Below are 25,312 nucleotides of genomic sequence, written 5' to 3' on the forward strand. Positions count from 1 at the left end.
CATGACATGGAACGAATTCATTAAAGGTTTAGAAAGCTTGGATTGGAAGCAAGACACGCCTGAAACCTTCAATAAAGTGGAGGCACTCTTAAAAGGCATCTCACAAAATCCCGAAGAGTTGGAGAAGAGATGCCAAGAAATTGTTTCTAATCCAGATCTCTTGCAGAACTATAAACCTCACATGAGCTATCCTAACAAGATCATGGATATATTTGTTCTTTATCTTGCGCCTGACAACGGTTTCGCAGTACGGATGCACAGGCTGAAGACGAAGCAGGATAACGCTCATAAAATCCCTCAAGTGCACAGCCATGAATGGTCCTATTCGACTCTTATACTGAAAGGTTCTTATCAGGAAAGAAACTATCAGGTAAATTCGATGTCGGAGGAAAACCATACGGCGCAATTGGCGTTAATCGAGGATCACGTATTAACAGCAAACGAAATCAATACGGGCATGGCGGGCACCCCGCATATCACTATTAATCATGAAGAAGAGAGCTGCATCACTTTATTTGTAAGAGGGAACTTCCAAGGGACAGGCTTTAAAGTCTATCAAATGGAAGAGGGTACCTTCACGTTTAGCGATGGAAAATTCAAGCAGGCAGAGGAGACTGTCCTTTGCCGGGAACTTATGCGCATCGGCCGACTACAATCTTGACAGAAGTGGAGAGCACATCATGTATGTACTTGGATTGAATTGCGGCAAACATGACTCTTCTGCCGCATTGGTAAAGGATGGGCAGTTGATCGCTATGGCTGAGCAGGAACGATTCAGCCGGAATAAAAGGGCTGTGGGTGAAGCGCCGGTTGATGCGATTTTATTTTGTCTCACTAAAGCTGGAATCGGGCTGGAGGACGTGAACGCTGTTGCTTTGGGCTGGAATTATTCCCGCACGCGTGAATTGTACAACGAGCCGGCGGATGGAAGGGACCAGAGAGAGGTTCTGTTTCCTAAATCAGTGTTTAAGGCAACGGCGATTCCTCCGATTATGCCTGTCGATCATCATTTAGCCCATGCAGCTAGTGCATTCTGGCCAAGCGGGTTTAAGGAATCTGCCATTCTGGTTGTTGACGGCGGTGGGGAAACGGAATCAACAACAATCGCATACGGAAATGGAAACGGCATTCAGGTTCTTGAATCTCTTCCCTTGCCAGGTTCATTGGGACACTACTATGCAGCGGCGACCCGTTATGTTGGCATGAAGGCAAGGCATGCCGGGAAGATGATGGGGCTTGCTGCATACGGGAAGCCGGATCAGGCTATGCCGCTTTCTGTCGATGAAACTGGCCTGAATTGGCGGGGGTTATCTGAGTTAGAGCATTCTGGATCCTACTCCGCAATGGAGTCGTTTCGAGCAGCATTGGAAGACCATTTCGAACAGAATTGTTTTCCTTTTAAAAAAGGGACAGGAGAAGATCTATTCGCCTATGTATCCTTTGCAGCATCTGCCCAGAAGTCGTTAGAAGAGGCAATTTTGTCGTTGGCGGAACGGGCATGTTCCTTAACGAAACAGCGAAATATCGTGCTTGCCGGCGGGGTAGCGCTGAACTGCAGCGCCAATGGCAAGCTGGCCCGATCTGGCATTGCCAATAACCTATTTGTTCAACCTGCAGCGAGTGATTCAGGTGTTTCTTGGGGGGCTGCGCTAGTACTATCGCAGCGATTGGGCGTTAATATGCAGAGTGAAGCGATGCGGCATGCCTATTGGGGACCAGATTATAGCCACTGTGACATCGAGGCCAGCCTGAATGATGCACAACTTAAATTTGAACGGCTTACCCATGAAGAGCTCATCGAACAGGTTGCTATGTGCCTACATCATAAAAAGATCGTCGGGTGGTTTCAGGGTCGAGCGGAAATCGGGCCGCGTGCCCTGGGGGCGCGGAGCATTCTCGGAAATCCAACTGACCGGGATACACTAATTCGTTTAAATAGAATCAAGTGCCGTGAGATGTGGCGGCCTTTTGCGCCTAGTGTGGCAGAAGAGAGTTTCCATCACTATTTTGACAGCCCTCATCCTTCTCCGTTTATGATTGTCGCCGCCAAGGTTCATGAATCCATGCGCAAGAGAATTCCTGCAGTCGTACACGCAGATGGCACAGCACGCCCTCAATCGGTACGCAGGGAAGATAATGAACTTTATTGGAAACTGCTTCAGAAATTCGGCGAATACAGTGGAATGCCGGTCCTTGTGAACACCTCGTTTAATTTGGATAAAGAACCGATCGTACACACGCCGGGGCAAGCAATAACTGATTTTATCAATACGGAGATGGACGTGCTGGCCATCGGCAACTATATAGTGAGGAAGTAAGGGGTGATTTTACGGTGTTCGATCGTATCATCGACCGGGTGGGAAACACTCCGTTGCTTAAAATTCCGATTCAGGATTTGCCCACGGTGAATGTTTACAGCAAGTTGGAATTTCATAATCCGACAGGCAGCGTTAAAGATAGAGCGGCAAGTTATATCCTTCACAAATTAATAGAAGACAAAGAAATTGTGCCTGGCGATACGATAATCGAGTCTACTTCGGGAAATTTCGGAATTGCTCTGGCCGTTTTCACGCAAGCTTTGGGCTACAGATTTATTTGTGTAATCGACCCGAATATTTCGGAAGTAAATGAATTTTTGATCCGAAAATTTTGTCCGAATGTAATAAAGGTATCCGAGGTCGACGAGAATGGCGGTTATTTGCTAAGTCGGATTAAAAAGGTGAAACAGTTGCTGAGGGAGATCCCGAATTCGTATTGGATCAATCAGTACAGCAGCGAATATAACGCGGATGCTTATTGCGATACGTTAGGTGAAGAACTAATAGGTGAGATAGGCCGAATCGACTATTTGTTTTTAGGAGTGAGTTCAGGGGGGACTATTACCGGGGTGTCCCGAAAAATTAAGCAAATGTTTCCGGATTGTAAGGTCATCGCTGTGGACATTTATGGTTCCGTCATATTCGGGCAGCCTCCAAAGAAACGATACATACCGGGGATTGGCTCCAGTATGGTTCCAGAAATTTTGAAGAATGCCCTGATCGACGACGTCATTTATGTTGATGAAGTCGAAACGGTGGAAGGATGTCACGAACTGCTGCAAAGCCATTATATTTTTGCAGGAGGCTCGTCGGGATCTGTCTATGTCGCCATAAAAAAATATTTTAAGGATGCAAACATTCAAAATGCGCCTAATGTTGTTACGATTTTTCCTGATAAGGGAGAGCGTTATTTAAACACCATCTATAACAATGAGTGGTGCAGGCGGCTTATTGCCAATGCATCGAATGAAATCAAATACAGCTAGGAGATGCGCAATGCGCTACTTGAACGAAGAGGATATCAAGTCGATTGGGATGCCGTGGGAAGATCTGATCGCAGCCATTGAGGCTACAGTCGATTGTATGAGAGCGCATGACTATGTCCAGCCTGTCAAACCGTATTTGAGATACCGTAACCCTGATAATCGAATTATTGCAATGCCTGCATTTGTAGGGGGGGCGGTTGAGGCGGCGGGCATCAAGTGGATATCTAGCTTTCCAGACAATCATCAAATGCAGCTTCCCAGAGCGCATAGTGTAGTGATACTCAATGAGCCAGATACAGGGCAACCTCTAGCCATTATTAATACAGCATTGCTGAGCATTATGAGGACGGTGGCAGTATCCGGTTTCTTCGTCAAGGGCTATATGGCGGCAAGAAAGCCGTGCAAGGTTAAAGTCGGCATAATAGGCCTTGGCCCGATTGGAACGCATCATTTGAAGTTTTTTGAGGACATTTACGGACAATGGATAGATGCTTTTTTGCTTTATGACGAAAACCCGATGAAGCTGGACGGCTTAATGGATAGGGATCGCATGACAATAACACCAACATGGGAAGAAGCGTACATTGAGGCTGACATTGTATTAACATGTACAACAGCTAAGAGGCCTTATATTTGCCTTCCACCCAAGAAAGGGGCGCTTCTCTTAAATGTATCGCTGCGAGATTATGGATCGCAAATATTTGATTCTGTCGAACATGCAATTATTGTCGATAACTGGACTGAGGTTTGCAGGGAGAATACGGATATTGAAAAGATGCATCTTGAACGAGGATTAAAGGAAGAGGATACATGCAGCATCACGGATCTGGAGCAGGGCATATGGCATCAATGGCTTGGCGCCGATCACCCGATTATGGTGAACCCGATGGGAATGGCGTCTTTCGATATTGCAATCGGCAAGTATTATTTGAACAAGGCCATAGAGAAGGGAATTGGAACCATACTTTAGGACGGAGGATAAAAAGGTGGTATCTGTAGACAGTTCTGCACCCCAACGCATGAAAGAACGGATGATTTTGCGCATCTACTGGTGGGTTCTTTCGTTCTTGTTTCCTTACAAATGGCAGCTGTTAACTGTGCTCGCATGCAGCATGGTGATTTCTGGAATTGAGCTCGCCATCCCTAAATTTATCGAGCATTTAATTGACCAAATTATGTCCGTCGGCCATTTTTCGAATTTTGGCGAAACACTCGCTGTGATGGCGGGTTTGCTCATTATTATGTTCGGCATATCTGCCCTGCGGATGCTCGTTCAGCGCCACATGCAGGAAAAGGCTGCTAGCGATTTGCAATTCCGGATTATTCAGCAACTGCGTACGTTAGGCTATTCTTATTTTGAAAAGCATGCCGTAGGCGAGAGCCTGTCACTCGTGAACACGGAATTAAACGCTGTACAAAACATATATCGCAGTGCATTCCCAAGCATGGTCAATGAATTAATATTTGCCGCACTCTCGTTCGGGTTTATGTTTTCGATCCATGCGGGGTTGTCCTTATTGATCATCCCGTTTTTCGGCCTGTATTATGTGATGGGCCCTTATTTCGAGAAGAAGGCAGCTAACGCGCAAGCGGAATGGGGAGAGAATCGGATCCGCTACAACCGCAAGATTTACGAGAGCGTGTCGGCGATCTCGGAGCTAAGGGCGAACGGCGCCCAGCCGTGGGACTATCGCCAATTTATGGACAAGCGCCAGGCGATGGATGACGGGATGGTTCGAACGTTCTGGTATTCCTTCCTGCGCGGTTCTGTACGCCGGTTTTGCAATAATCTCGGGGCTATCGCAATCTTCATAGTTGGCTTCTATCTCATCAAAGACGGGGCGATCAGCATCGGGGCTTTTACAGCCTTTATGCTGTACTATTTCAACTCGATCTTTAAGCTAACGGTCGTAGTCACCCTGATCACCGAGCAAAGGCTGCAAATGGTTCAAGCTAAGCGGATTTATGATTTCATGCATCTTGAACCGGAAGTGAAGGAGAAAGAGAATGCTCGGGCTATTGGCCATGTCGAGGGCAAGATTGATTTTGACCGGGTTTCGTTTCACTATGGCGATGGAAGCCATGCGATTATTCATGATTTTTCGTTATCGGTCCAAAGCGGGGAGAAGGTTGCGTTGGTTGGATTAAGCGGTGGCGGAAAGTCGACGCTTACTAAATTAATTGGCCGTTTCTATGATCCGAAACAGGGTGAGATTCGTCTCGACAATGTCCCCCTGGCCGACATGAAGCTGTCGGATCTGCGAAACAGCATGGGTTTTGTGTTCCAAGATACCTTCTTGTTCGGAAGCACGATTGAAGAGAACATCAGGTTCGGCAACCCGGATGCATCCGATGAAGAGGTTATAGCAGCGGCTAAGGCAGCGTATGCAGATGAATTTATCCAACAGCTGCCTATGGGATACGCCACGGTTGTGGGCGAGAGAGGGGTCAAGCTATCTGGCGGCCAGAAACAGCGGATATCAATTGCGCGCATGTTTGTCAAAAATCCTTCGATCGTCGTTTTGGATGAAGCGACCTCCGCACTCGACAATATAAGCGAGTTAGAAGTGAAGAAAGCATTGGACGCCTTGCTGCAGGGCAGGACGACCATTGCTGTCGCACATCGGTTGTCTACGATTGCTAATTACGACCGGATCGTCGTTGTTCATGAGGGGAAAGCAGCCGAGGTTGGCAGCTATAACGAGTTGCTTGCGTTAGGCGGCATTTTTTATCAAATGGTTCATGGCAACGATTCGACTGCAATACTGCCGGAGGTGATGTGAGGCTATGAAATGGTTATTAACGTTCATGATGCCAAGGAAATGGTTTCTGTTGTTGTCGATCGGCGTAATGGCCCTAGAATCGATATGCGGCATTCAAGCCGTCGCGCTACAGCAGAAATTCATTGATTCCGTCATTATTAATCAACAATATGGCCTATTTTGGCCTACGCTTGGGTGGATTTCCGCCGCATTTTTACTTCACGCCTTATTGTTCACGTTAGGGCCGCACACGACCCATCTGAATATGGCTTACTTTCATAAAAGGCTGGCGGGGCAGTTTATGAAAACGATCTATCGGCTGCCGATGTCCAAATTACGCAAAGAACGGTCCGGCAGCTATGTGCAATTTTTCTCTAACGATATCGAGAACGTGTATGGATTGCTAGGCAGCGACATCGCGCGGGGCATGCAGCAGCTTATTGCGGCCGTCTTGTTAATTGCCATTGTAGCGAAGGCCAATATGATGATGCTAGTTGCCTTATTCTTGTTTATCGTTGTTTACATCGGAATGGGCAAGTACTTTTCCTCCAGAATGAAGAAGGCAGCAAGAGCGGTGCAGGAGAATCGGTCGGCACTCGTCGTTCAATTGGAAGAATCGATCTCAGGTACACGGGAAGTTATTGCGTTCCACCGGGAAGAGTGGGAGAGAACCCAGTACAAGAACGTATTCCAGCGATACTACGAGAGCATCATGAACGAGGGCAAATGGCTGAATAAACAGATGCTTGCAACAGATCCTTTTAAATGGGCGATGAAGCTGCTCGTGATCGTATATGGCGGATACCTTGTCATCAATCATTCGTTGTCTATCGGCATGTTTGTTGTTGTCTTTCAGCTTACTTCTATGCTGGGGGACACCTGCCAAAGCTTGTTCAACACCGTCATGGGATTGTCTGGAAGAATGGCGAGCGTGGAGAGGGTTAGAGAGGCGTTAGAGGAAAATATGTTTGATCCTGGCTCTGAGCCTTTAGAAGGTAAAGTATCCTCCTTACGGTTTCAACAGGTTGGCTTTACGTACGAATCCGAGGAACAGCAGGTGCTGCATGAGGTTACCTTGGATATGCCGATGGGCAAAAAGATCGCGTTCGTTGGGGCGAGCGGCAGCGGCAAATCAACGGTTGCCCACTTGCTCTCGCGTTTCTTTGAACCTGGTTCGGGCGAGATTGTTGTCAATGGGATGGATTTAAAAGACATTCGGCGGGATGCGTGGACGGAGCATATCGGCATCGTGTTTCAGGACCCGTATATTTTCCCGGATTCCATCGCTAACAATATTAAGCTAGGGCTTGATGCAACTGAGGAGCAAATCACAAAGGTTTGCCAAGCGGTTGAAATTGATGAACATATCCGCAGCCTTCCGCTGCAGTATGAAACGCCGCTCGGGGAGAGAGGAATGACCTTGTCTGGCGGGCAGCGCCAGCGAATTGCGCTAGCGCGGGCCCTGCTTCGGGATCCTGAAATATTGATTTTGGACGAAGCCACGTCAGCGCTTGATCTCGAAACGGAGCGAACGTTCCAGCGAAACCTGGATACGTTAAGGGAAGGCAAGACGACAATCATAATCGCGCATCGGCTGTCGACCATCGAGAATGCAGATGTCATTTATGTCATGCAGAAGGGCCGGATTGTAGATGCAGGAACGCATGAGGAGCTTATGAGCGAGAGCCGGGCATATCATTCGCTGCTAGCGGCTCACGCGGAGCTGCAGGTGTCTTGAGTGGGATTAAATTAAATGTATTGAGGTGAACGTGTTGAGGCAGTTACTGTTACATATAAAAAATGTTAAAGACAGTTATCCATTAGATTATGTAACCTGTTTCGAAAAGCCGGTAGCTATTGCAGCAGAAGGAATGAAGAGAGATTCATTCTTTCTGGTGTATATGTATCTGAAGTTTATGCGGGCGTATCATACTAATCTAGCTTCAGAACAGCACATAGACCGTTGGTCCAATACTTTCCCGCATTTAGGGCTAAAAGTTAATGTCATTCCGGTTAATGCCGCGAATCTGATCGACAACATTGTGAAAGAGCTCGATGAGGGGCGCCCTGTTTTGGTGGGGGGCGACTTAAATCAATTGTATTATTCCTATCACTACGAAGAATCACATTGGCCTCATTTGTTTTTGATCCGGGGGTATGAAGACAAAAAGAAAGTATTGCATATTATCGATGGCTGCCAGAAGAAAACAGATGAGCACTTGTATGAAGAATTTGTAATGGAATATGAGACGCTTCATAAAGTGTTTCAAGCTGGTGCGGAATCTTACGGATACGATGTAATTTACTCGATTGAGGCGGATCCCAAGCAATACTCGATAAAGGAAAAGCTCATTCAATTTATCGATTTTATGGATCAATACCGTACGGACCAACCTTTCAAAGAGTTAGATATTATGAAAAAAAATGTGGCTAATTCTGCATCCCTTGCCAAAGGGGATTTGGATAAAGTGAATTTTGAACTGATGAAGATTACTAAGCATAAGAAAGTGCTGTACAGTGAGTTGTTTCGAATGCTGGAAGGGACACTGCCGGATGAGGCACGTAATGGCCTGGACCAGCTTCTGGCTGCCTGGAAACTTGCTATTAGCAAGTTTGTCCTAGCTTGCCATAGGAAAAAAGAGATCGATTGCGCGGAATTAGTACAGTTACCGCTTCAATATGAACAAATGGTGTATGATGCTGTTCTAACAGCGAGAAGTGTTCTTGAGAGGGAACAAGAGCGGGTGGAACCTTCTCAAACCGAGTGGATGACTGAAAATAACGAAGATGGTATCCTCCATATCCTCCATAACAGAAGTTTTCACTTTCATTTTCGTGGCGATAAAACCTATAACTCATGGATCACCGATGACTCACCGAAGTTATTTTTTAAATCCTTACAAAACAATAATCTAGCAAAAGATTTTACTATTCAGGTTGAGTTGGAAGTTGTCGGCAAGAGCAGGGATTTGTCCTATCATGCAGGTTTTGTGCTCAGAACAAAGACGGGGGACATGTACTTTTGGGGGATGAATTGCGGGGAGTCTTTGATGCTTTCGCATATTGGCAACACCAATATTGCTGTTGAGGTACTGGAACATGACTCGGTTGGGCTGCTAATTGAAAAAGAGCACGACTGTTACCATTTCAGCTATAGGCAAGAGGGCAAAGTGAATCGTATTAGTGCTTTGAACAATTTGGATGTTGCTGAAATTGGCCTCGTCTGCAAAACCTGGGATGAAGCAAACGAACTTAGCGTCCATTTTACAGGGCTAACAGCTACATCTTCTTTGAATGAAACGCTTATTTAGAAAATAACGGTAAGGTGATGGGATGATGACTCCACAATTTTTTGAAATTATTAGCCAGTATTTAGAGAAGGCAGATGAGATCGATCCTGAAGAAGAACTCGTTTCATTGGGCCTAGACTCCTTGAAGGTGATCAACCTCGTGTTGGATCTTGAGGATGCGTTTGGCATTGAGTTTCCCGACCGCTATCTTAATGAGGAGACTTTCCGGACTTCAATATCTTTATGGAATACGATAACTGCGATCAAAGACAATCAGTAACCAATGTGGACAAACGTAAAGGGGAAACCATATTTGAACTTATATCCGTTGAAGGATGACTCGGTCGCAAATTATTTGATGAAAGAAACTGTTCCATGCGGCAATGATAAACAATTCGAATTGAGGATCCAATGGCAAGATGGGCTTGAAGTGTTGGCGGCTGAGCCGGGGGTTTCAATAGATGAGGTGCTTCTAGCCGTAATTTGTATTGTTCTTGCAAAATATACCTATCAGAAGCAAATAACAGTTAACGTACGTACTGATGCTGTAGAGAAGCAGATAGGCTGCAAATTGGACGGGCGTCAGCCTTTTGCTTCCCTGCTCCGTCAGGTCGGGGAACAGATGAACAGTCAAAATGTCGCTGATCGTGTGGATTCGTGCGTGGAACGAATTGTTTTCTGCAGTTCAGGAAGAGAAACTGTCGATCAACATTTAAAATTCACGCCACTAAGTGGGAAGTTCGGGGTAACTCTTAAAATTGAGTATAAAGACGTTTTATCATCTGAGAGTGTCTGGCGTATGGGAGAGCATATCCTTCATGTTTTAAACAAGGTTGCTGATCAGCCGGATATACTGCTGGAAGCAATTGAGATGGTTTCGCCAATTGAGAAAGATTTATTATTGACACGATTTAACCGAACGGAATCAAGCATTTTGGATCAAACCTTTATTCCGCAATTCGAACATATGGTTGAGTGTTACCCTGAGCGAATCGCAATGAAGCATAATGACATTGAAATTAGTTATGCGCATGCAAACCGTGCAGCGAATCAGTTGGCTCGTTATTTCCTGGATCAGGGAATAACAACGCAGGCGTTTGTTGTCATTGCGATGCCGCGATCCCATCTTTTTGGAATCTGTGTATTGGCTTTATGGAAAATACGAGCGATATATGTGCCGGTAGAACATGATTACCCGAAAGAGAGACTGGCCCAAATACTAGGTGAATGTGAAGCTGCTCATATTCTGACATCATCCCATTCGGTGCGGCACGAAGGCGTTACGGCTATCCAAATAAATGATGAACTGCTTCAGGCCATTGCTTTGCTGGATGATAAGAACGTGGTACAGAATTATTTAATGGAAGATATATCCTATGTTATATATACTTCTGGATCCACTGGAAAACCAAAAGGCGTGATGATCGAACATCGGGGAATGATGAATCATCTGCTTGCCAAAATTGAGGATTTCAGCATTACAGAGCAAACCGCCGTTGCGCAGATGGCCTCCCAGTGCTTTGACATATCGGTTTGGCAACTGTTCGCACCGCTGATAGCTGGCGGAAGGACGGTTATTTATGAAAAGCAGGCCGTAACGGCAGTGAAGACGCTTGTCCACCAACTTATTGCTGACCGGATTTCAATTTTGGAGATTGTCCCTTCCTACCTTGCGGCGATGCTAGAGTTTCTAAAGAGAAGAACCGTCAAGTTGGAACATTTGCAACTGCTGATGGTCACTGGTGAGATTGTAAAGCCGTTTTTGCTCGAAACGTGGTTTCAGCTCTACCCAGAGATTCCTTTCGCCAATGTTTATGGACCGACAGAAGCCTCAGATGATATAACGCACTATTTCTCGGATAAAGCCTTGCTGGCTGATTATGTTCCGATTGGGAAGCCGATTCGAAATATGACTGTGTACATCTTTGATCGATTTGATAACCTGTGCCCGGTTGGGGCAGTAGGTGAGATATGTGTTGCCGGAGATGGGGTTGGACCGGGGTATGTCCGTAATATAGAGAAAACTAATGCGGTCTTTGGCATTGCTCCATTTCAGAATGAATGTGTCCGAATGTACAGAACAGGCGATCTCGGATACTGGCTGTCGGACGGAAATATTCGTTTTATAGGGCGTAAGGATAATCAAGTAAAGGTTAAGGGGTACCGAATCGAATTGGAAGAAATAGAGAATACCTTCATGAGGATTGCAAATGTTCAGGAGATCGCTGCCGACGTGATCAATCATGATGGCGGCAATGCAATTGCCGTATATTATGTACATGATCGGGAAATGGATATTCCAGCAGTCATTCAAGCAGCCAGACAGGTGTTGCCTGAATACATGATACCAATCCGATTTATCCGAATGGAGCATATGCCAACATTAGTAAGCGGGAAATTGGATAGAAAACAACTTCAGAAACATGCGCTTGCTTATAGCCTGGGGGATTCATGATAATGATCGATTTAAAAAATAAACTGTCTCACGCCGTCGATAATATTATTGCTAAACATGCTGCCGATGTAGATAGACAGTCAAGATTTCCATTGGAATCTATCAACGCTTTGAAGGATATTAAGCTATTGGGCGCTTATATTAAGCGAGAAGATGGCGGGCTAGGCTGCACGTTGTCTGACATTGCCGGCATGACCATGATGATCGCCCAAAAATGCGCGTCTACCGCCATGATTTTTGCCATGCACCACATTCAAGTCGCGTGTATCATGCATCACGAGGAGAGTAGCAGCTTTAAGGGGTATTTGAAGGAAATCGCTGACAAGCAATTGCTGCTTGCTTCGAATACGTCTGAGGTAGGCACAGGAGGAGATAATGGGCGGAGTATCGCAGGTGTCGAGTATGTGGGTCCAAGATGCACGCTTCTCAAAGATGCTTCGATTATTTCCTATGGCGCTTACGCGGATAGCATTTTGGTCACGGCCAAGAAATCCCCGGACGCGCGCACGACAGATCAAGTGCTGATATTAATGAAAAAGGAAGAGACTGAGCTTACAGAGACCGGAGTATGGGACACTCTTGGGATGCGGGGCACATGCAGCCCGCCATTTCAAATAAAGGGTTCCTTTCCCATAGAAAATATTTTTAATACGCAATTCAAAACCGTGCTTTCCCAAACAATGGTGCCGGTATCCCATATTCTATGGTCGTCCTGCTGGCTGGGAATCGCAACTGATGCTGCCGACACGGCGAGAAAGTATGTGCAATCCAAAGCGCGGAAAAGCAAGCCCTATCTTCCAGATACGAGATTGGCGGAAATGAACAATAGTTTGCAGTTACTAAACAGCCAATTGATTCATTGTTTGGACACATATAAAGCGTTGCTTGAATTGCCAGAAGAGCATCGGAAGAGTGAACTAACCAGCACACCTGTTTTGTTGAAGTGGAATGCTTTAAAGATGAATGTTTCGAACGATGCAGCAGGGATTGTGCATCGTGCGATGCAGATTTGTGGCATTTCATCTTACCAAAATAACGGTCAATACACCTTGGCCAAACATCTGCGTGACATTCATTCGGCGAGCTTGATGATCAATAACGAGCGTTTAATGGAAACCAATGCATCTTTATTATTAATTTATAAAAATTCTGATCATCCATTGTTCTAAGAAAGCGGGGAAGTGGCATGGGCATCACCTTGGAAGCGAGACTGTTAATTATTCTAGGTAAATCGACACTTAGTTACGAGGAGATCGAAGAAGCCAAACACATTATGGAAAACCGGCACTTTCACATACCGCGATTTTTTAGGTTAATATTCGAACATAAAGTGGCTACGTTTGTCTATCAGAATTTGCTCCGCCATGAGCTTACTAATTATATAAAGCGTAAATACCGTCATGTTCTGGAAATTTATTGCGCGGACATAACAAGACGATTTACGGCCATTAATAGGGAAGTGGATTGCTTAGTTCGCAATTTCGCAGAAAAGCAAGTTAAGCCCGTATTTCTTAAAGGGGTTTTGTTAAACAATACAATATATAAGGAATTCGGTGTGAGATATTGCAATGATATTGATATTCTAGTTAGAGAGGAAGACATCACAGTTGTCAGCCAAATTTTGACGGAGCTTGGTTTTATTCAGGGGTTTGAAGGCGATAATCTAACGATAGTTAACTCTACTAGGAAACAGGAAGTATTTCACAGAATGACAACGCATGAGTTGATCGGATTCCTGAAGAAATTTGATAACCCTGTATTTGGCTTACTAGCGGTTGACTTGCAGTTTGATATCTTCAGCCGTTCCAAAAATATGAAAGTCCAATATAACATCCCTGCTTTGTTTGATTCCATCAATCCAGTAGGTGAGGGCAGTACCGAGAGCGTAATGTATAGCCTCAGCCCCGCCAATAATATACTGCAGCTTGCGTCTCACCTATATAATGACGCGGTAAGATTTCCAAATGTACTAGAAGGCAAAGACGGGGAGCTGTACAAATATACGGATCTGTATGAATATATCATCGCCAATGCGAACCATGTGAACTGGGACAGGTTTGCAGATAGTGTGTGTGGGCATGAGACGGCATCAATTCTTTATTATGCGCTATACCATGCCGAGTTGTTGTTTGGCTCCTTTGTTCCATCTTCATTTATGAACGCTATTCGTCCAGCTAATCTTACCTATTTAGATCAATATGGGTTTGAAGAAGAACAGCGATTTACCTGGCAAACGCCTTTCCTTACCCGGTTTTTCGATTCGGAGAAGAGAAGAGAGGAAATTATGCAAATCAATCCGGCACAATTTAAAGAAACTGCAAAATTTATGAACTTTTATGAACAGCAAATATAGAATCTGGATCAATACAGCCATACATTAATGAAATGAATCTTAGCTCCGGTTGCGATATGCAGCAAGAGCTTTTTTTTATGCTTAAGCTAATACGCCAACAACCGCCCATTATCATGCCACTGCCCATACAGCTTATTCATGCGAGTATGCTCAATAAACTTGGCCAATCGATTCTGGTATAACGCCCGGTCATTATGCACGGATTGGATGTTATGAATTTTCACTCTGACATAGAGTTCGGGCAAAGCTTGGAAATTGCGATACAGTGTTTCGTCTTCGCGGAGCTGAGACAAAATTTCTTCGTGAATAATGAACGATTCGGGGCTCATGTCCGGCAGCACTTTTCTTCCTGCTTCCGTCATGAGCCCTAATTTATTTAACCGCCGGACGCGTTCTTTGTTAAGCTCTGTCCAGTTGCTCTTCTTCTTGCGTGGGGAAAATCGTTGCGCGGTTTGCGTGTCGTTTAATTTCTTAGTGGTGCTGTCAATCCAGCCAAAGCATAACGCTTCTTCTACAAAATCCAAGTAACCCGCGGATTGCGGATTAGCCGTAACTGCCCAACAATAATCTTCTGTGCTGTGGTGGCTATGGAGCCACTCCCGCCATTCCTGCCGGGAGTGGACTTGTACGAGTTTATCGATGATCATTTTACGGATTGCTCCTTATCCTTGGTTTCTAGCATTCACGATATCCAAATAGTGAGTGTTGTACATAATCCCCAACACGTTGCCGAATGGGTCTCGTAATGGTTGTAATTTGCCCATCATTCATTTCCCCTTTCCTTTGTTAGCGTCATCATTTGCTTGATATGGCAATGATAAACTATCGTTCCTGACAGCTGTGTGTCAGTGTTTGGATCCAGGAGGAAGGCCGTCGAATGAGGATACTTGGACAGAAGGGAAGTAATAGTTATACGATTCCTCTTTCCAGGATTCGTACTTCTGCAGTCCAATATAAACATGATCGTGGATTTTATGCTGGATCGCATTCTTTTCGTTCATCCTAAATGCGTTGGCAACCAAGTTCGACGTGAAGTTTTGAAAGTCATCTTCTAAAAAGATTTTATGCCGGGACCCAGCCAAAAGGAAGGCGGGCTTGAACACGATGGAAGGCGTAAAAACGGTGTTATATCAAGATGCGGCAATATTAATTGAAGAACAGCCGCATGCGCAAGCGATTATTAAGCATTTTCTGAAAGGTGAGTCCTTCTTATTTCATAACATTGCGTTTGTGGAGGCAGAAGAGAGCAAGTGAACAGTGGGGGAAACGGAGCATGAACATTAACGTTCAACCCATTACAATTGAGAGTAAGTTCATTGAACGCGCTGGAGAGTGAATAGGGCAGAAAAACCTGCCACAAAATGCGAGGGAAGCCCACAGTTTTTCAAAACACCGGGTTTCTCTTTTTGCTGTTAAAACCCGTTTCCGTGAACAATTCGGCGTTATTGTATGAAAATGTAACACTATGATACTATTAGATCGAACTGGAATAACAAAGTGTAAATTCCTCGAAATAACATTGCATAAAGGAGATAACCTATGCATTCGAAGATACTTCCAATGAATTACCCGCCAGTTACTTCGTGGACGTGGCATGCCAATCTATTATCGGTTATAACCAACTATGAAGAGACAAACGATTGGTTGTATAGCAACTATATTCAGCTTGTATGCGAAGGCGGCAGTTATATCGATTTTTTTCCTAGGGCGACTGCAAAGCAGGATTGTCCTTGGACCTATAACCAGATAATCAAGAGAGAAACAATCGAGCTGCTGGCCAAAGATATTTGCAGCTTTTTTATTGAGAGCATAAATATGGATAATTATATTTTTGGCGTGTTCGAACAATCATTCTTTTTCAAAGGGTGCGACACACCTCTCCCGCATGAGTTGTTTATTTACGGGTATGATTTAGAAAAGCGCTTATTCTACGTCGCCGATTTTACTTTCAAAGACGCATATTCGTATGAAACAGTCACGTTCGAACAATTAGAAGCTGCCTATTGGGGCATTGGGGAAGATCGGGATTATAATTTTGATGGAAGGGGCGGAATTGAGTTATTAAGCTTTTATAGCAAAACACATTATGATTTTGATGTGTATTTTGTTGCCGAATCCATTAAAGAATATATTCATTCAACGAATACTTCTGATAAATATAGAATGTTCAAAAATTCGACTCCGGGCGAATATGGTTTAAATGTTTATACAACATTGGGTACGTTTTTAGAGGAAAATCCTGATTTTAGAGATTATAAACCTTTACATATTTTGTTTGACCATAAAGTTTTGATGCTGGAAAGAATCAAATTTATGGGCATGCACGGATTTCTTAGCAATTCGGAAGAGATTTACGAACAGTACACGGCCGTCTTTGAAAATATAAGAAATGCAAGAAATCTGTTTCTTAAAAAACTATTCAAAAATAGCGCTACAATCAACAATCGAATAATCGAAATCCTGCACATTGCCCAAAATAAAGAAAAAGAAGTACTTCAACTGCTTCTCGATAATTTGATTTACAAGGAAGCAGCCGCACATAGAAACTGGATGGACGTGACGGGAACAAAGTTGAAGTAAAAGAGGGATTCATTTATGAGCGAAAAAGATATTATTGACCAGACCGAATCTCCGGTGACAATCAATAAAATGGTACAGGATTTAAACCTTCTCGGTGTGCGGGAGGGGGATACGATTCTTGTGCATTCCTCGATTTCTAAGCTGGGATGGGTTTGCGGAGGCCCGCAAGCGGCTGTGGAAGGATTGTTGCAAGCAATCGGCGAGTCAGGAACACTCGTTATGCCGGCACATAGCAGCGATTGGAGTGATCCCGCTGAATGGGGAAATCCTCCGGTCCCTCATGCGTGGATTGATATTATTTACAATGAATGGCCGCCGTTTGATCCTGCCGTAACGCCAACAAGGGAGATGGGGCGCATCGCTGAGGCGTTTCGGACATACCCAGGGACGATGCGGTCAGAGCATCCCCAAACCTCCTTTTGCGCGAAGGGGCAGCAAGCAGGGAATATCGTGCGGAACCATCCTTTAACCCCTCAGTTGGGCGTGCATTCCCCGCTTGGCAAATTGTACGATCTGAATGCAAAGGTGCTTCTGCTCGGCGTCGGTTATGATAAATGTACAAGCTTTCATTTGGCTGAGACCGTATTAACAGGCATGCCAATGAAACAGATGGGGACCGCCATGCTAGAGGGCGGAAGCCGCGTATGGAAGTGGTTTACGGACTTTGCCTACGATGCTGAGGATTTCATTACACTAGGTGAGCATTTTGAGCAGAAAGCTAACGTCCAGCGAGGCAATGTAGGCAACGCTGAATGTAGGCTGTTTGAGATAAAGGAAGCCGTGGACTTTGCAAGCCAATGGCTACAGGAGCACCGGGATTACGCATAATGGTTCAAAATAACCCTCTGCCAATGACATTCGCAGATACCGGCTGCAGGCCAAGCTCCCTGATCCATATGGATGTAATGCCCTTGAAAAACGTGTAGAGGATGCTGCCCGCTCCTCCTACACGTTGTTGTAATAGTTGCTCTGCGGGCATTTGGTTGCAAAGCGCAAACCATTCATCCCTTACCATCCAGTTATATCGAAATAAGCTTATCAAGTTATTCCCTCCTCATGAGATCAGTCCGTTTCGTTCCAAATCGCATATTCTCCATAGCCCAAAAACTCCCGCACCTCAAGCACCTTATTGCCTCGAATGACAATTTCCATGCCGTTTTCGGAATCCCATTCCGCGCCTCCGCCCAGAATTGCTCCAAAAGCAGTGTCGTTTCTGTCATAAGGATTGCGATAAAGTGCAACGTCACCGACGGACATATAAGCTAAAATCTCCCGGTCGTAAGCCTCCGCTAAGCCGTCAGGATAGTTAGCCGTATCACTGCTCATTTTGTCGGCTTTCCAATTGCATGCTTTTTCGCATATCTCATCGACCGATTCATTGGGCAACTGGTTTAAGACGTCCCGTATATACACTTCAGCTTCTTCCAAGCTCATGTCATCCGTACGAAAGTGGTATTCAACGCGGCAATTGAATAAATCGAGCAGACCAAAGCCGGATATCTTGTTTTCATCTGTAGAATCTTCTCCTCCGACATGCTCTAGCTGAAATCTTTCCGTCATGCTGCTTCGCTCCTCACACTACTGGATTCGTTTAATGATTGGGCGTGTTAATGCGATGATTTTATCAGCTTTCTCCATTATGTGAGGCAGATTGGCGGGTGAGCCTTTAAATAATTTCCACTTAAAAATGGAGACAAATGTCCCATAAGTAGGTCTGGTTCTAGCTCCGTTCTCGATAGCAGCCTTCTCTAACTCATCGATTATCTGAGCTCTGAGTGTCGTGAAGCTTTCTTGTGAGATTTTATTCGTATCATCGCCATGAAGGCAAGCTTTTAAGAAGAAATCCTCGTGATTGAATTCCCAATAGAAGAGGATGGCATGGCCATCGTAGCTCTTTGGTTCCCAACCATTCTGCTTCATTCCCCAGTAGTTCATGACAGGATTATTGCCGCCGTTGTCTATAGCCCAGTGTTGGCTGTTCTTAGCATGCTTCTTCATCTCGTCATATAAATAGTAATGGTGTTGCCGTCCCCGATAGCCTTTGTTTTGCCAATAGGAGCTGCGGTCCCGATCATGAATACCGATTGATTGCTCATAATCTTTAATAAAAGCATCCCTTTTGGCTGCTTCGGCTTCTAGCTCACTCATCCAATCGTTATAAATGTAGTGGTGGACAGGCAGGCCACGATAGATTCCAATAATGTTCGGAAGCGAGACGATGTGAAAGGAATGCAGTTCATCAGGCACTTGGCATACGGATGAAGTTCCAAGCAAATAGAGGAAAAATGTGACGTTCTTCGGATCATAGTCTGGCATTAATTGAAGGAAGTCGGTTTTCGTGCCGCTGAGCTGGTCTTTATAGGGAATGGAGTCCACTTTCATTTCAATGACAAAATAGTTAGATGGCCGTTTTGCTAAATCGATCCTAATGACAAGATCAATTTTTCTTTTCCTGCCAATTGCATACTCTGGAAAGCATGTAATGGCAATAATCTCATCTTTACCGAAGTCGAGGCTATTGTTTGGATGAATCATGCTGTAAGTTCGGCGAATGATCTCATATTTCGTATCCATGGAGACATTCGTGTTAAGCGTATCCATGAGCCAACGAATAACGCCGGTATGCACCTTCTCAAGTTGATAGCCGACGATACTTACAAAATTGTCATTCATGTCATGTTCCTCTCTTGTTCTTGAATATAAAAAAAGCGCAAGCGCCAGGCTTCCCTAACCGGCGCATTGCGCTTATTTTCGTTTGTAATACCGTTCCCAGCAGTTAATAACATCTGACCTTGTTAACTTTAGCTGTTGAGGCGAACGAGATGTCTCCCATTCGTTTATCGCTTGTTGTCTAGTTTTAAAGAAACGGTAATCACAAATGTCCCAGGAACAGTACACTTTCCGGTACCACTTTCCTTTGTAAACATCTTCGGTAAAACGCCGTACAGCTTTGCTCGCTAGTCTTTTACTCCAGCGAGTCCTAGGTGTCCGGTGGTCGTTACATACGGGTGTTCTTTTAACGCTTCTGCTCATTGAATGCTCTAACCTCCTTAAGGGGAAGCTAGAGCCCGTCTAATTTTTTCATAGTCACCTCAATTAAAGGAAGTTTTAAAACTAAATGATAGGCAACGATTTCAACCTTACATGGTTAATTTCCTCATTTGCTTTAACCGTTGTTTCCTCGATCTGCCGGCGCATCTCAGCTTCGCTTACAGATTTCCAATCTTCACGGCCGTTTCGGTAGCAGTAAATAATTCCCCGAGACGAGGAGATGAGCGCGCCGTTGCCGTTCTTATCGAAGAAGACGCCTAAATCCTCCGCTTTGCCGCCCTGTGCACCAAATCCGGGAACTAGGAAGATGGAATGAGGCAGTTTTTGCCGGATCAACTTCGCCTCTTCAGGGTAGGTAGCGCCAACGACTGCACCGATAAAGGAGTAGTTATGTTTTCCTTTTGTTTTTTCAGCTAACGGTTTGATGTCATCCGCCAGTTTGAAATAAAGCTTCTCGCCGGTGTCCAGCTTGAGGTCTTGTAGCTCATGTGAGGAAGGGTTGGACGTTTTGAGCAGCAGAAAAATGCCTTTGTTATGCTCCCGCGCAGCATCAACGAAAGGCAAGTAGCCGTCGCTGCCCAAAAAGGGGTTGACGGTAACCATATCGCCGGAGAGGGAGCTATCGCTTAGGAAAGCGCGCGCGTACGCGGCAGAGGTTGAATCGATATCGCCTCTTTTGGCATCATTGATAACGATTAACGATTTTGTGCGTGCATAGCTAATTGTTCTCTCTAGCGCCCGAATGCCGTGGCTTCCATATACTTCGTAATAAGCGAGCTGCGGTTTTACGGCGATCACATGATCAGCGACCGCGTCGATCACGATTTTATTAAAGGCATAGATGGCTTCCCCAACGGATTCATTGGAGGTGAGCTGCACATCTTGTAACAAGAAGTCTGGAAAATACGATAGATCAGGGTCCAATCCTACAACTAATGCGCTTCTTTTCTTGATGCTTTCATCAATTAATACGTCTGCGAAGTTAAGCAATGAAGTCCCTCCTAGCAATTAATTCCATACATAAGTATAATCTAGGGGATTATTGGTGGCAATGAAAAGGGGAGATATACATGAAATATGGGGAAATAATCGGCCAAGGCAACACAGCAACCGTCTATGAATGGGAAGAGGGGAGAGCGTTAAAGCTTTTCTTTCAAGGCTATCCCCAGCATGCAGTTGAAACAGAGTTTCTAAACGCAGTGGCAATCAATGAATTGAATTTCGATAAGCCGAAGGCCTATGAAATGATTAACTGCGAAGATCGAGTTGGCATTGTGTATGACAGAGTGGAAGGAGAACCCCTGTTAGGCTGGCTATTTAGGACGGGGGACATCCAAGGATGTGCTGAATATATGGCAGGCCTGCATACGGCCATCGTACAGAACAGCGTTAGTAATGTCATGAATTACAAACATTTTCTGAAATATCATATCGAAAACGCGCAGTCGGCTAGTCCGATGGAAAGAGAGCGGGCTCTAGAAATGCTAGATCAATTGAAGGATGGAGACACGCTTTGCCATGGTGATTTTCATCCGGGCAATATTATGTTATCAGGTGGGCATACAGCCGTTATCGATTTCATGAATGTGTGCCATGGCGATTATTTATATGATGTGGCCAGAACCGTTTATTTGGTCGAATATACGCCCGTTCCAGCAGAAACGGAAGATCGGGAAGCCTTTCTGCGATTGAAAAAATCACTGGCAGATCACTATTTGATCGCAATGAATACGACACGCGAAATGATAAGTGAGTATCTCTCCGTGATCCGTACGGCTAGAATGGGTGAAAACCCGAACGAGTTTTAAAACTCTACCCCTCGCACTTTAGCAAACACCATAGTATCCCTTAACGAGCCTGCTGCATCACACTTCTCGTTACGGAGAATGCCTTCCAAAGCAAAGCCCAAACGCTCAGCGATTCGGGCGCTTGATTGATTCAGGGAATCACAACGGATCTCAATGCGATTTGCTTGTAACGCTTGAATCGCATAGTCCGTAATCGCATCCACTGCTTCGGTAATATAGCCTTGTTTGCCGAACGAGGTGCTAACCCAGTATCCGATTTCAAATTTGCGCGCTTGCCAATCGATCCGATGGAGGCCGCTGCCGCCGATGTATTGCCCTGTTTCTTTCAAGAATAGCAGCAGCCGCAAATCCGAACGTTCCAGAAACTGCAGCCGGGACCGTCGAATGCTAGATTCCGATTCTTCGAGTGTAGGGAGGGCTTGTGCCCACGGCATCCACGGGCGGAGCTCCTCGATACTTTCAACAACCGCATTGTTAACAGCCGCTCCGTCTCCCCATAATGGGGCACGTATTACTAATCGTTTACTCTCAAAGCGCTCAGGTATCGATAACAAAATGGGCTCCGTATTGGTAACGTCCATATGCTCACCTCTCAAAATATTTCCAATAACCATATCACAATGGAAATTCAGTTAGCAATAGTGAATCATTGTGATTCGTTGCGTTATTATGTTAAAGTGGTAAAACGGTAATGTATTGAAATAAAAAAGACGGGGTGTTGAGGGCTATGTACAAAGCGGTGTTTCTAGATTTCTACGGTACGTTGGTCCATGAAGATGACGTGTACATTGAGGAAATCTGCGGGAGAATTTTGAAGTCTTCACCGATTCCATCCACTACAAGAGAGGTGGGCGCTTACTGGTGGAACTCATTTTCCAAGGCATTCCAAGCATCGTATGGCGATCAATTCCAAAGCCAACGTGAAATCGAGCGTCAAGCATTGCAAGATACAATTGCGTTCTATCAATCGTTAGAAAATCCAGACGAGTTGTGCGAAGTTTTATTCGGCCACTGGCAGTCTCCGCAGCTGTTCGAAGATACAATGCTGTTTTTGGAAGCCATCCGTGTTCCCGCCATCATTCTCTCTAATATTGACCGGCACGACATTCTAGCAGCCATTCAACATAACGGATTATCATTCGAGCATGTCATTACGAGTGAGGATGTTAGAGCATACAAGCCCCGGGGTGAGATGTTTCAACAGGCGCTCACGGTCTTAAATCTTAATCCTGACGAGGTGCTTCATGTCGGTGACTCCCTAACTAGTGATGTTCGCGGGGCTAACAATGCCGGCATTAAGGTTGCTTGGATGAATCGTAAAAACAAACAATTGCCGCCGGCGCATTCCCCGGACTATACGGTCAATTCGTTGGAAACGTTGCTTCCGTTGTTATCCTAGCACCGTTACATAGAAACAAAATAAATGACCGCCTCCGCGAGACGGTCACTGTCATCGTTGCCATACCGTTCTTTCTAACGGACCGAGGAGCCCTTATTTGGCAGAATCACGCCCTTTCTAGTTCTAACGGACCGAGGAGCCGTTATATGAACAAAATCCCCCTCGTGAGGAAGTAAAGTAGCTAAATAACGGCTATGGAGTCCGTTACATCTGCAACGGGCGCTTTTGGAAGGGTTTAGCGGCTCTCAGGTCCGTTAGAAAAGAGGATGTCCCAAAGCAAAATTGCTTTGAAGAGCTCCTCTTCTTGTTCCTAGTCCTTCTACTCCTGCGAAATAATCAACTCCAACGAACCTTCCAGGCAATATGGCCCGAACGCCACAGGCAAAATGAAGTGGTCGCCGGGTTTCAACGCATATTCTTCACCTTGCATGCGAAGCGTACCGCTGCCTTCGATCACGCTAGCAATCGTATATTTCTCACTCGCAGGAAGCTGTGCCACACCGGATACGTTCCATTTTTCCACGGTGAAAAATTCGTTCGATACGAAGGCGGTTACGGTGATGCCTTCGGACTCCCGCGTGCTGTACGGAACGGGTACATAGGATTGAGGAATCGTCGTTACATCAATAGCCTTGTCCAAATGCAGCTCACGCAGGTTGCCATCCTTGTCACGGCGGTCATAATCGTAGACACGGTAAGTAGTGTCAGAGCTTTGCTGCGTTTCCAACACGACGATGCCTTTGCCCAGGGCGTGGATCGTTCCGCTCGGGACGTAGAAGAAGTCGCCCGCTTTGACTGGCACTTGCGTGAGCAGTGCATTCCACTGCCCGTCCTGTACCATCTGTACAAGCTGTTCCTTCGACGTCGCTTCATGGCCGAAAATAATCGTAGCGCCCGGTTCGGCGTCGACGATATACCAGCATTCCGTCTTGCCAAGCTCGCCATTCTCATGCTTGCCGGCATATTCGTCATTGGGATGGACTTGGACGGAGAGGTCATCGGAAGCGTCCAAAATTTTGGTCAGCAACGGGAACACGGCGGAGTTGGAACGGAACAACTCAGGGTGAGCGGTCCATAGTTCTCCAAGCTTCATGCCTTGGTAAGTGCCATTGCTGACGATGCTCTGGCCGTTCGGATGCGCCGATACGGCCCAGTATTCGCCTGTACGCTCATTCGGGATATTATAGTTGAACAATTGCTTTAGCTTCGTGCCGCCCCAGATGCGTTCTTGAAACACGGACTGCAGAAAAATAGGCTGATTCATCGGTTTAATAATCTCCTTCGCGTTCTGTATTAATAAGGGATATGGATGAGTGCAGCGGCTCCAATAAGCCCCGCATCTTGTTGGAGTGCGGCGGGAACGACATGCGTGCCGCGGCCTGAAGGATTAAGCGCATTGTGCCTAATATAGCTTGTTACGGCGTCGAACATTGGCGCACCTACTTGGGAAACACCGCCGCCGATCACGAGCAGCTCTGGATCAAACGTATTGATGAGCGAAACGCAACCGATGCCGATGTAGCGGAATGCGCGGTTAACTATTTCTTCCATTCTAACATCTTGTCCAGAGAAAGCCAGATCGAATGCTTCCTTGGACGAAACAGGCCGCCCGCGCAGCTCGCTAGCCTGCCGGGCAATGGCAGTGCCGGAAGCGACATATTCCAAGCAGCCTTGTTGGCCGCAAACGCAAGTGCCAGCCGCAGGATCGATGGCCATATGCCCGATATCGCCCGCGTTGCCCGTCGCTCCTGTAATGAGCCTGCCATGGCTATAAATACCCGCGCCAATGCCGGTGCTAACCGTGATATAGATGAAATGTTCGGCAGCCTGCGCCGCACCGGCCCATTTTTCTGCTAAAGCTGCGGCTGTAGCATCATTCTCGAAAATAATTTTTCCATCAAAATGTTTCTTGAAAGCATCCACGATCGGGAAACCCCACCAGCCACGCATGTTAGGCGGCTCGGCGATGATGCCTAGCTTCGTGTTAAGCGGGCCAGGTGCTCCAATTCCAATGCCAAGAAGGCTGGATTGCTGTAATCCTTGATTGCTTAGAAGCCCGCGCGCCGCTTCGGCGATACGATCCACCATCTCAGCCGGCGAAAGTGCTTGGTCTGTAGGAAGCGAGGTTTTCGCTAACACTTTTCCCGCGGAATTGACGATACCAATAGCTGTTTTGGTGCCTCCGATATCAATGCCAATCGCATAACTCACGACATATTCCCTCCAGCTCAACTTGATCATCATCACTTGACAAACTTGACAAATAAACTATTTGTAAAGTAAAGTTAGGCATAGTTTATCATGTTTCGG

The 25,312-nt window shown here is 45.6% G+C and carries 24 protein-coding genes; 16 read left to right on the top strand and 8 right to left on the bottom strand.

The genetic code is table 11. From position 1 onward, the window contains the following. Window position 1: 1 nt before the first annotated feature. Genes GON22_RS05985 through GON22_RS06035 form a run of 11 tightly spaced genes read left to right on the top strand, consistent with a single transcriptional unit; the run spans window position 2 to window position 14,164 of the window. Window positions 2-661: a hypothetical protein gene (locus GON22_RS05985; RefSeq protein ID WP_160395198.1), complete on the top strand. Its 660-nt coding sequence runs from the start codon at window positions 2-4 to the stop codon at window positions 659-661. Between the two features lie 19 nt (window positions 662-680). Beyond that, on the top strand, window positions 681-2,318 hold the full coding sequence (locus GON22_RS05990; protein WP_160395199.1) for a carbamoyltransferase family protein: 1,638 nt from the start codon (window positions 681-683) through the stop codon (window positions 2,316-2,318). A gap of 14 nt (window positions 2,319-2,332) precedes the next feature. Then, the gene (gene sbnA, locus GON22_RS05995; protein WP_160395200.1) at window positions 2,333-3,304 is read left to right on the top strand and encodes a 2,3-diaminopropionate biosynthesis protein SbnA; all 972 of its coding nucleotides are present in this window, start codon (window positions 2,333-2,335) and stop codon (window positions 3,302-3,304) included. Window positions 3,305-3,314: 10 nt separating this feature from the next. Then, complete coding sequence (locus tag GON22_RS06000) at window positions 3,315-4,274, top strand: 2,3-diaminopropionate biosynthesis protein SbnB (RefSeq protein WP_160395201.1); 960 nt, start codon at window positions 3,315-3,317, stop codon at window positions 4,272-4,274. A gap of 16 nt (window positions 4,275-4,290) precedes the next feature. Continuing rightward, entirely contained in the window at window positions 4,291-6,087 is a 1,797-nt protein-coding gene (locus GON22_RS06005) for an ATP-binding cassette domain-containing protein (protein WP_160395202.1), read from the top strand. Between the two features lie 4 nt (window positions 6,088-6,091). Then, the gene (locus tag GON22_RS06010) at window positions 6,092-7,804 is read left to right on the top strand and encodes an ABC transporter ATP-binding protein (protein WP_160395203.1); all 1,713 of its coding nucleotides are present in this window, start codon (window positions 6,092-6,094) and stop codon (window positions 7,802-7,804) included. Between the two features lie 34 nt (window positions 7,805-7,838). After that, window positions 7,839-9,377 (top strand): BtrH N-terminal domain-containing protein, encoded by a 1,539-nt coding sequence (locus GON22_RS06015; RefSeq protein WP_160395204.1) that lies wholly within the window; start codon window positions 7,839-7,841, stop codon window positions 9,375-9,377. 25 nt (window positions 9,378-9,402) lie between these two features. Next, window positions 9,403-9,636 carry a phosphopantetheine-binding protein gene (locus tag GON22_RS06020; RefSeq protein ID WP_160395205.1) on the top strand — a complete coding sequence of 78 codons (234 nt, stop codon included), beginning with the start codon at window positions 9,403-9,405 and terminating at the stop codon, window positions 9,634-9,636. Between the two features lie 33 nt (window positions 9,637-9,669). Further along, window positions 9,670-11,811 (top strand): non-ribosomal peptide synthetase, encoded by a 2,142-nt coding sequence (locus GON22_RS06025; RefSeq protein ID WP_160395206.1) that lies wholly within the window; start codon window positions 9,670-9,672, stop codon window positions 11,809-11,811. A gap of 2 nt (window positions 11,812-11,813) precedes the next feature. Beyond that, window positions 11,814-12,980: an acyl-CoA dehydrogenase family protein gene (locus GON22_RS06030; RefSeq protein ID WP_160395207.1), complete on the top strand. Its 1,167-nt coding sequence runs from the start codon at window positions 11,814-11,816 to the stop codon at window positions 12,978-12,980. 17 nt (window positions 12,981-12,997) lie between these two features. Next, complete coding sequence (locus GON22_RS06035; RefSeq protein WP_160395208.1) at window positions 12,998-14,164, top strand: nucleotidyltransferase family protein; 1,167 nt, start codon at window positions 12,998-13,000, stop codon at window positions 14,162-14,164. An 86-nt stretch (window positions 14,165-14,250) separates the two neighbouring features. Here the strand turns inward: GON22_RS06035 and GON22_RS06040 are convergent, their stop codons facing one another. Then, complete coding sequence (locus GON22_RS06040; RefSeq protein ID WP_160395209.1) at window positions 14,251-14,811, bottom strand: YdeI/OmpD-associated family protein; 561 nt, start codon at window positions 14,809-14,811, stop codon at window positions 14,251-14,253. Window positions 14,812-15,259: 448 nt separating this feature from the next. On the opposite strand from GON22_RS06040, the gene GON22_RS06045 reads away from it, so the two are divergent. From GON22_RS06045 to GON22_RS06055, 3 genes are all read left to right on the top strand, one after another. After that, complete coding sequence (locus tag GON22_RS06045; protein WP_160395210.1) at window positions 15,260-15,418, top strand: hypothetical protein; 159 nt, start codon at window positions 15,260-15,262, stop codon at window positions 15,416-15,418. 285 nt (window positions 15,419-15,703) lie between these two features. After that, complete coding sequence (locus GON22_RS06050; protein ID WP_160395211.1) at window positions 15,704-16,744, top strand: hypothetical protein; 1,041 nt, start codon at window positions 15,704-15,706, stop codon at window positions 16,742-16,744. 15 nt (window positions 16,745-16,759) lie between these two features. Then, window positions 16,760-17,572 (top strand): aminoglycoside N(3)-acetyltransferase, encoded by an 813-nt coding sequence (locus GON22_RS06055; protein WP_160395212.1) that lies wholly within the window; start codon window positions 16,760-16,762, stop codon window positions 17,570-17,572. 4 nt (window positions 17,573-17,576) lie between these two features. Here GON22_RS06055 and GON22_RS06060 read toward each other — a convergent pair whose 3' ends face one another. The 4 genes from GON22_RS06060 to pyrF all read right to left on the bottom strand — a co-directional run bounded on the left by GON22_RS06060 (window position 17,577) and on the right by pyrF (window position 20,785). Beyond that, window positions 17,577-17,786 carry a hypothetical protein gene (locus GON22_RS06060; RefSeq protein WP_237179042.1) on the bottom strand — a complete coding sequence of 70 codons (210 nt, stop codon included), beginning with the start codon at window positions 17,784-17,786 and terminating at the stop codon, window positions 17,577-17,579. Between the two features lie 20 nt (window positions 17,787-17,806). Next, the gene (locus tag GON22_RS06065) at window positions 17,807-18,304 is read right to left on the bottom strand and encodes a DUF6985 domain-containing protein (RefSeq protein WP_160395213.1); all 498 of its coding nucleotides are present in this window, start codon (window positions 18,302-18,304) and stop codon (window positions 17,807-17,809) included. Between the two features lie 18 nt (window positions 18,305-18,322). Continuing rightward, the gene (locus tag GON22_RS06070; RefSeq protein WP_160395214.1) at window positions 18,323-19,417 is read right to left on the bottom strand and encodes a PD-(D/E)XK nuclease family protein; all 1,095 of its coding nucleotides are present in this window, start codon (window positions 19,415-19,417) and stop codon (window positions 18,323-18,325) included. 441 nt (window positions 19,418-19,858) lie between these two features. After that, complete coding sequence (pyrF, locus tag GON22_RS06075; RefSeq protein WP_160395215.1) at window positions 19,859-20,785, bottom strand: orotidine-5'-phosphate decarboxylase; 927 nt, start codon at window positions 20,783-20,785, stop codon at window positions 19,859-19,861. A gap of 80 nt (window positions 20,786-20,865) precedes the next feature. On the opposite strand from pyrF, the gene GON22_RS06080 reads away from it, so the two are divergent. After that, window positions 20,866-21,603, top strand: a complete 738-nt coding sequence (locus tag GON22_RS06080; RefSeq protein ID WP_160395216.1) for a phosphotransferase family protein — start codon at window positions 20,866-20,868, stop codon at window positions 21,601-21,603. On the opposite strand, the gene GON22_RS06085 is transcribed toward GON22_RS06080, so the two are convergent. Beyond that, window positions 21,600-22,184: a GNAT family N-acetyltransferase gene (locus tag GON22_RS06085; RefSeq protein ID WP_160395217.1), complete on the bottom strand. Its 585-nt coding sequence runs from the start codon at window positions 22,182-22,184 to the stop codon at window positions 21,600-21,602. The genes GON22_RS06080 and GON22_RS06085 overlap by 4 nt on opposite strands. A 146-nt stretch (window positions 22,185-22,330) precedes the next feature. On the opposite strand from GON22_RS06085, the gene GON22_RS06090 reads away from it, so the two are divergent. Beyond that, on the top strand, window positions 22,331-23,002 hold the full coding sequence (locus GON22_RS06090; protein ID WP_160395218.1) for an HAD family hydrolase: 672 nt from the start codon (window positions 22,331-22,333) through the stop codon (window positions 23,000-23,002). A gap of 319 nt (window positions 23,003-23,321) precedes the next feature. On the opposite strand, the gene manA is transcribed toward GON22_RS06090, so the two are convergent. Together manA and GON22_RS06100 are read right to left on the bottom strand one after the other, a co-directional pair. After that, a complete protein-coding gene (manA, locus tag GON22_RS06095; RefSeq protein WP_160395219.1) occupies window positions 23,322-24,266 on the bottom strand; it encodes a mannose-6-phosphate isomerase, class I in 945 nt (314 codons plus the stop codon). A 29-nt stretch (window positions 24,267-24,295) separates the two neighbouring features. Further along, window positions 24,296-25,213: an ROK family protein gene (locus GON22_RS06100; RefSeq protein WP_160395220.1), complete on the bottom strand. Its 918-nt coding sequence runs from the start codon at window positions 25,211-25,213 to the stop codon at window positions 24,296-24,298. Window positions 25,214-25,312 lie beyond the last annotated feature (99 nt).

This window comes from Paenibacillus sp. MMS18-CY102 (genome assembly GCF_009789195.1).
Classification (GTDB): domain Bacteria; phylum Bacillota; class Bacilli; order Paenibacillales; family Paenibacillaceae; genus Paenibacillus_T.

What these genes read in the sequence shown, in the direction of transcription:
- GON22_RS06050 (WP_160395211.1), top strand. Translation starts at nt 15,704, where the DNA reads ATGCATTCGAAGATACTTCCAATGAATTACCCGCCAGTTACTTCGTGG.
- GON22_RS06000 (WP_160395201.1), top strand. Translation starts at nt 3,315, where the DNA reads ATGCGCTACTTGAACGAAGAGGATATCAAGTCGATTGGGATGCCGTGG.
- GON22_RS06030 (WP_160395207.1), top strand. Translation starts at nt 11,814, where the DNA reads ATGATCGATTTAAAAAATAAACTGTCTCACGCCGTCGATAATATTATT.
- GON22_RS06085 (WP_160395217.1), bottom strand. Translation starts at nt 22,184, where the DNA reads ATGGACGTTACCAATACGGAGCCCATTTTGTTATCGATACCTGAGCGC.
- GON22_RS05990 (WP_160395199.1), top strand. Translation starts at nt 681, where the DNA reads ATGTATGTACTTGGATTGAATTGCGGCAAACATGACTCTTCTGCCGCA.
- GON22_RS06040 (WP_160395209.1), bottom strand. Translation starts at nt 14,811, where the DNA reads ATGATCATCGATAAACTCGTACAAGTCCACTCCCGGCAGGAATGGCGG.
- GON22_RS06070 (WP_160395214.1), bottom strand. Translation starts at nt 19,417, where the DNA reads ATGAATGACAATTTTGTAAGTATCGTCGGCTATCAACTTGAGAAGGTG.
- GON22_RS06080 (WP_160395216.1), top strand. Translation starts at nt 20,866, where the DNA reads ATGAAATATGGGGAAATAATCGGCCAAGGCAACACAGCAACCGTCTAT.
- GON22_RS06055 (WP_160395212.1), top strand. Translation starts at nt 16,760, where the DNA reads ATGAGCGAAAAAGATATTATTGACCAGACCGAATCTCCGGTGACAATC.
- GON22_RS06035 (WP_160395208.1), top strand. Translation starts at nt 12,998, where the DNA reads ATGGGCATCACCTTGGAAGCGAGACTGTTAATTATTCTAGGTAAATCG.
- GON22_RS06020 (WP_160395205.1), top strand. Translation starts at nt 9,403, where the DNA reads ATGACTCCACAATTTTTTGAAATTATTAGCCAGTATTTAGAGAAGGCA.
- GON22_RS05985 (WP_160395198.1), top strand. Translation starts at nt 2, where the DNA reads ATGACATGGAACGAATTCATTAAAGGTTTAGAAAGCTTGGATTGGAAG.
- GON22_RS06090 (WP_160395218.1), top strand. Translation starts at nt 22,331, where the DNA reads ATGTACAAAGCGGTGTTTCTAGATTTCTACGGTACGTTGGTCCATGAA.
- GON22_RS06010 (WP_160395203.1), top strand. Translation starts at nt 6,092, where the DNA reads ATGAAATGGTTATTAACGTTCATGATGCCAAGGAAATGGTTTCTGTTG.
- manA (WP_160395219.1), bottom strand. Translation starts at nt 24,266, where the DNA reads ATGAATCAGCCTATTTTTCTGCAGTCCGTGTTTCAAGAACGCATCTGG.
- GON22_RS06065 (WP_160395213.1), bottom strand. Translation starts at nt 18,304, where the DNA reads ATGACGGAAAGATTTCAGCTAGAGCATGTCGGAGGAGAAGATTCTACA.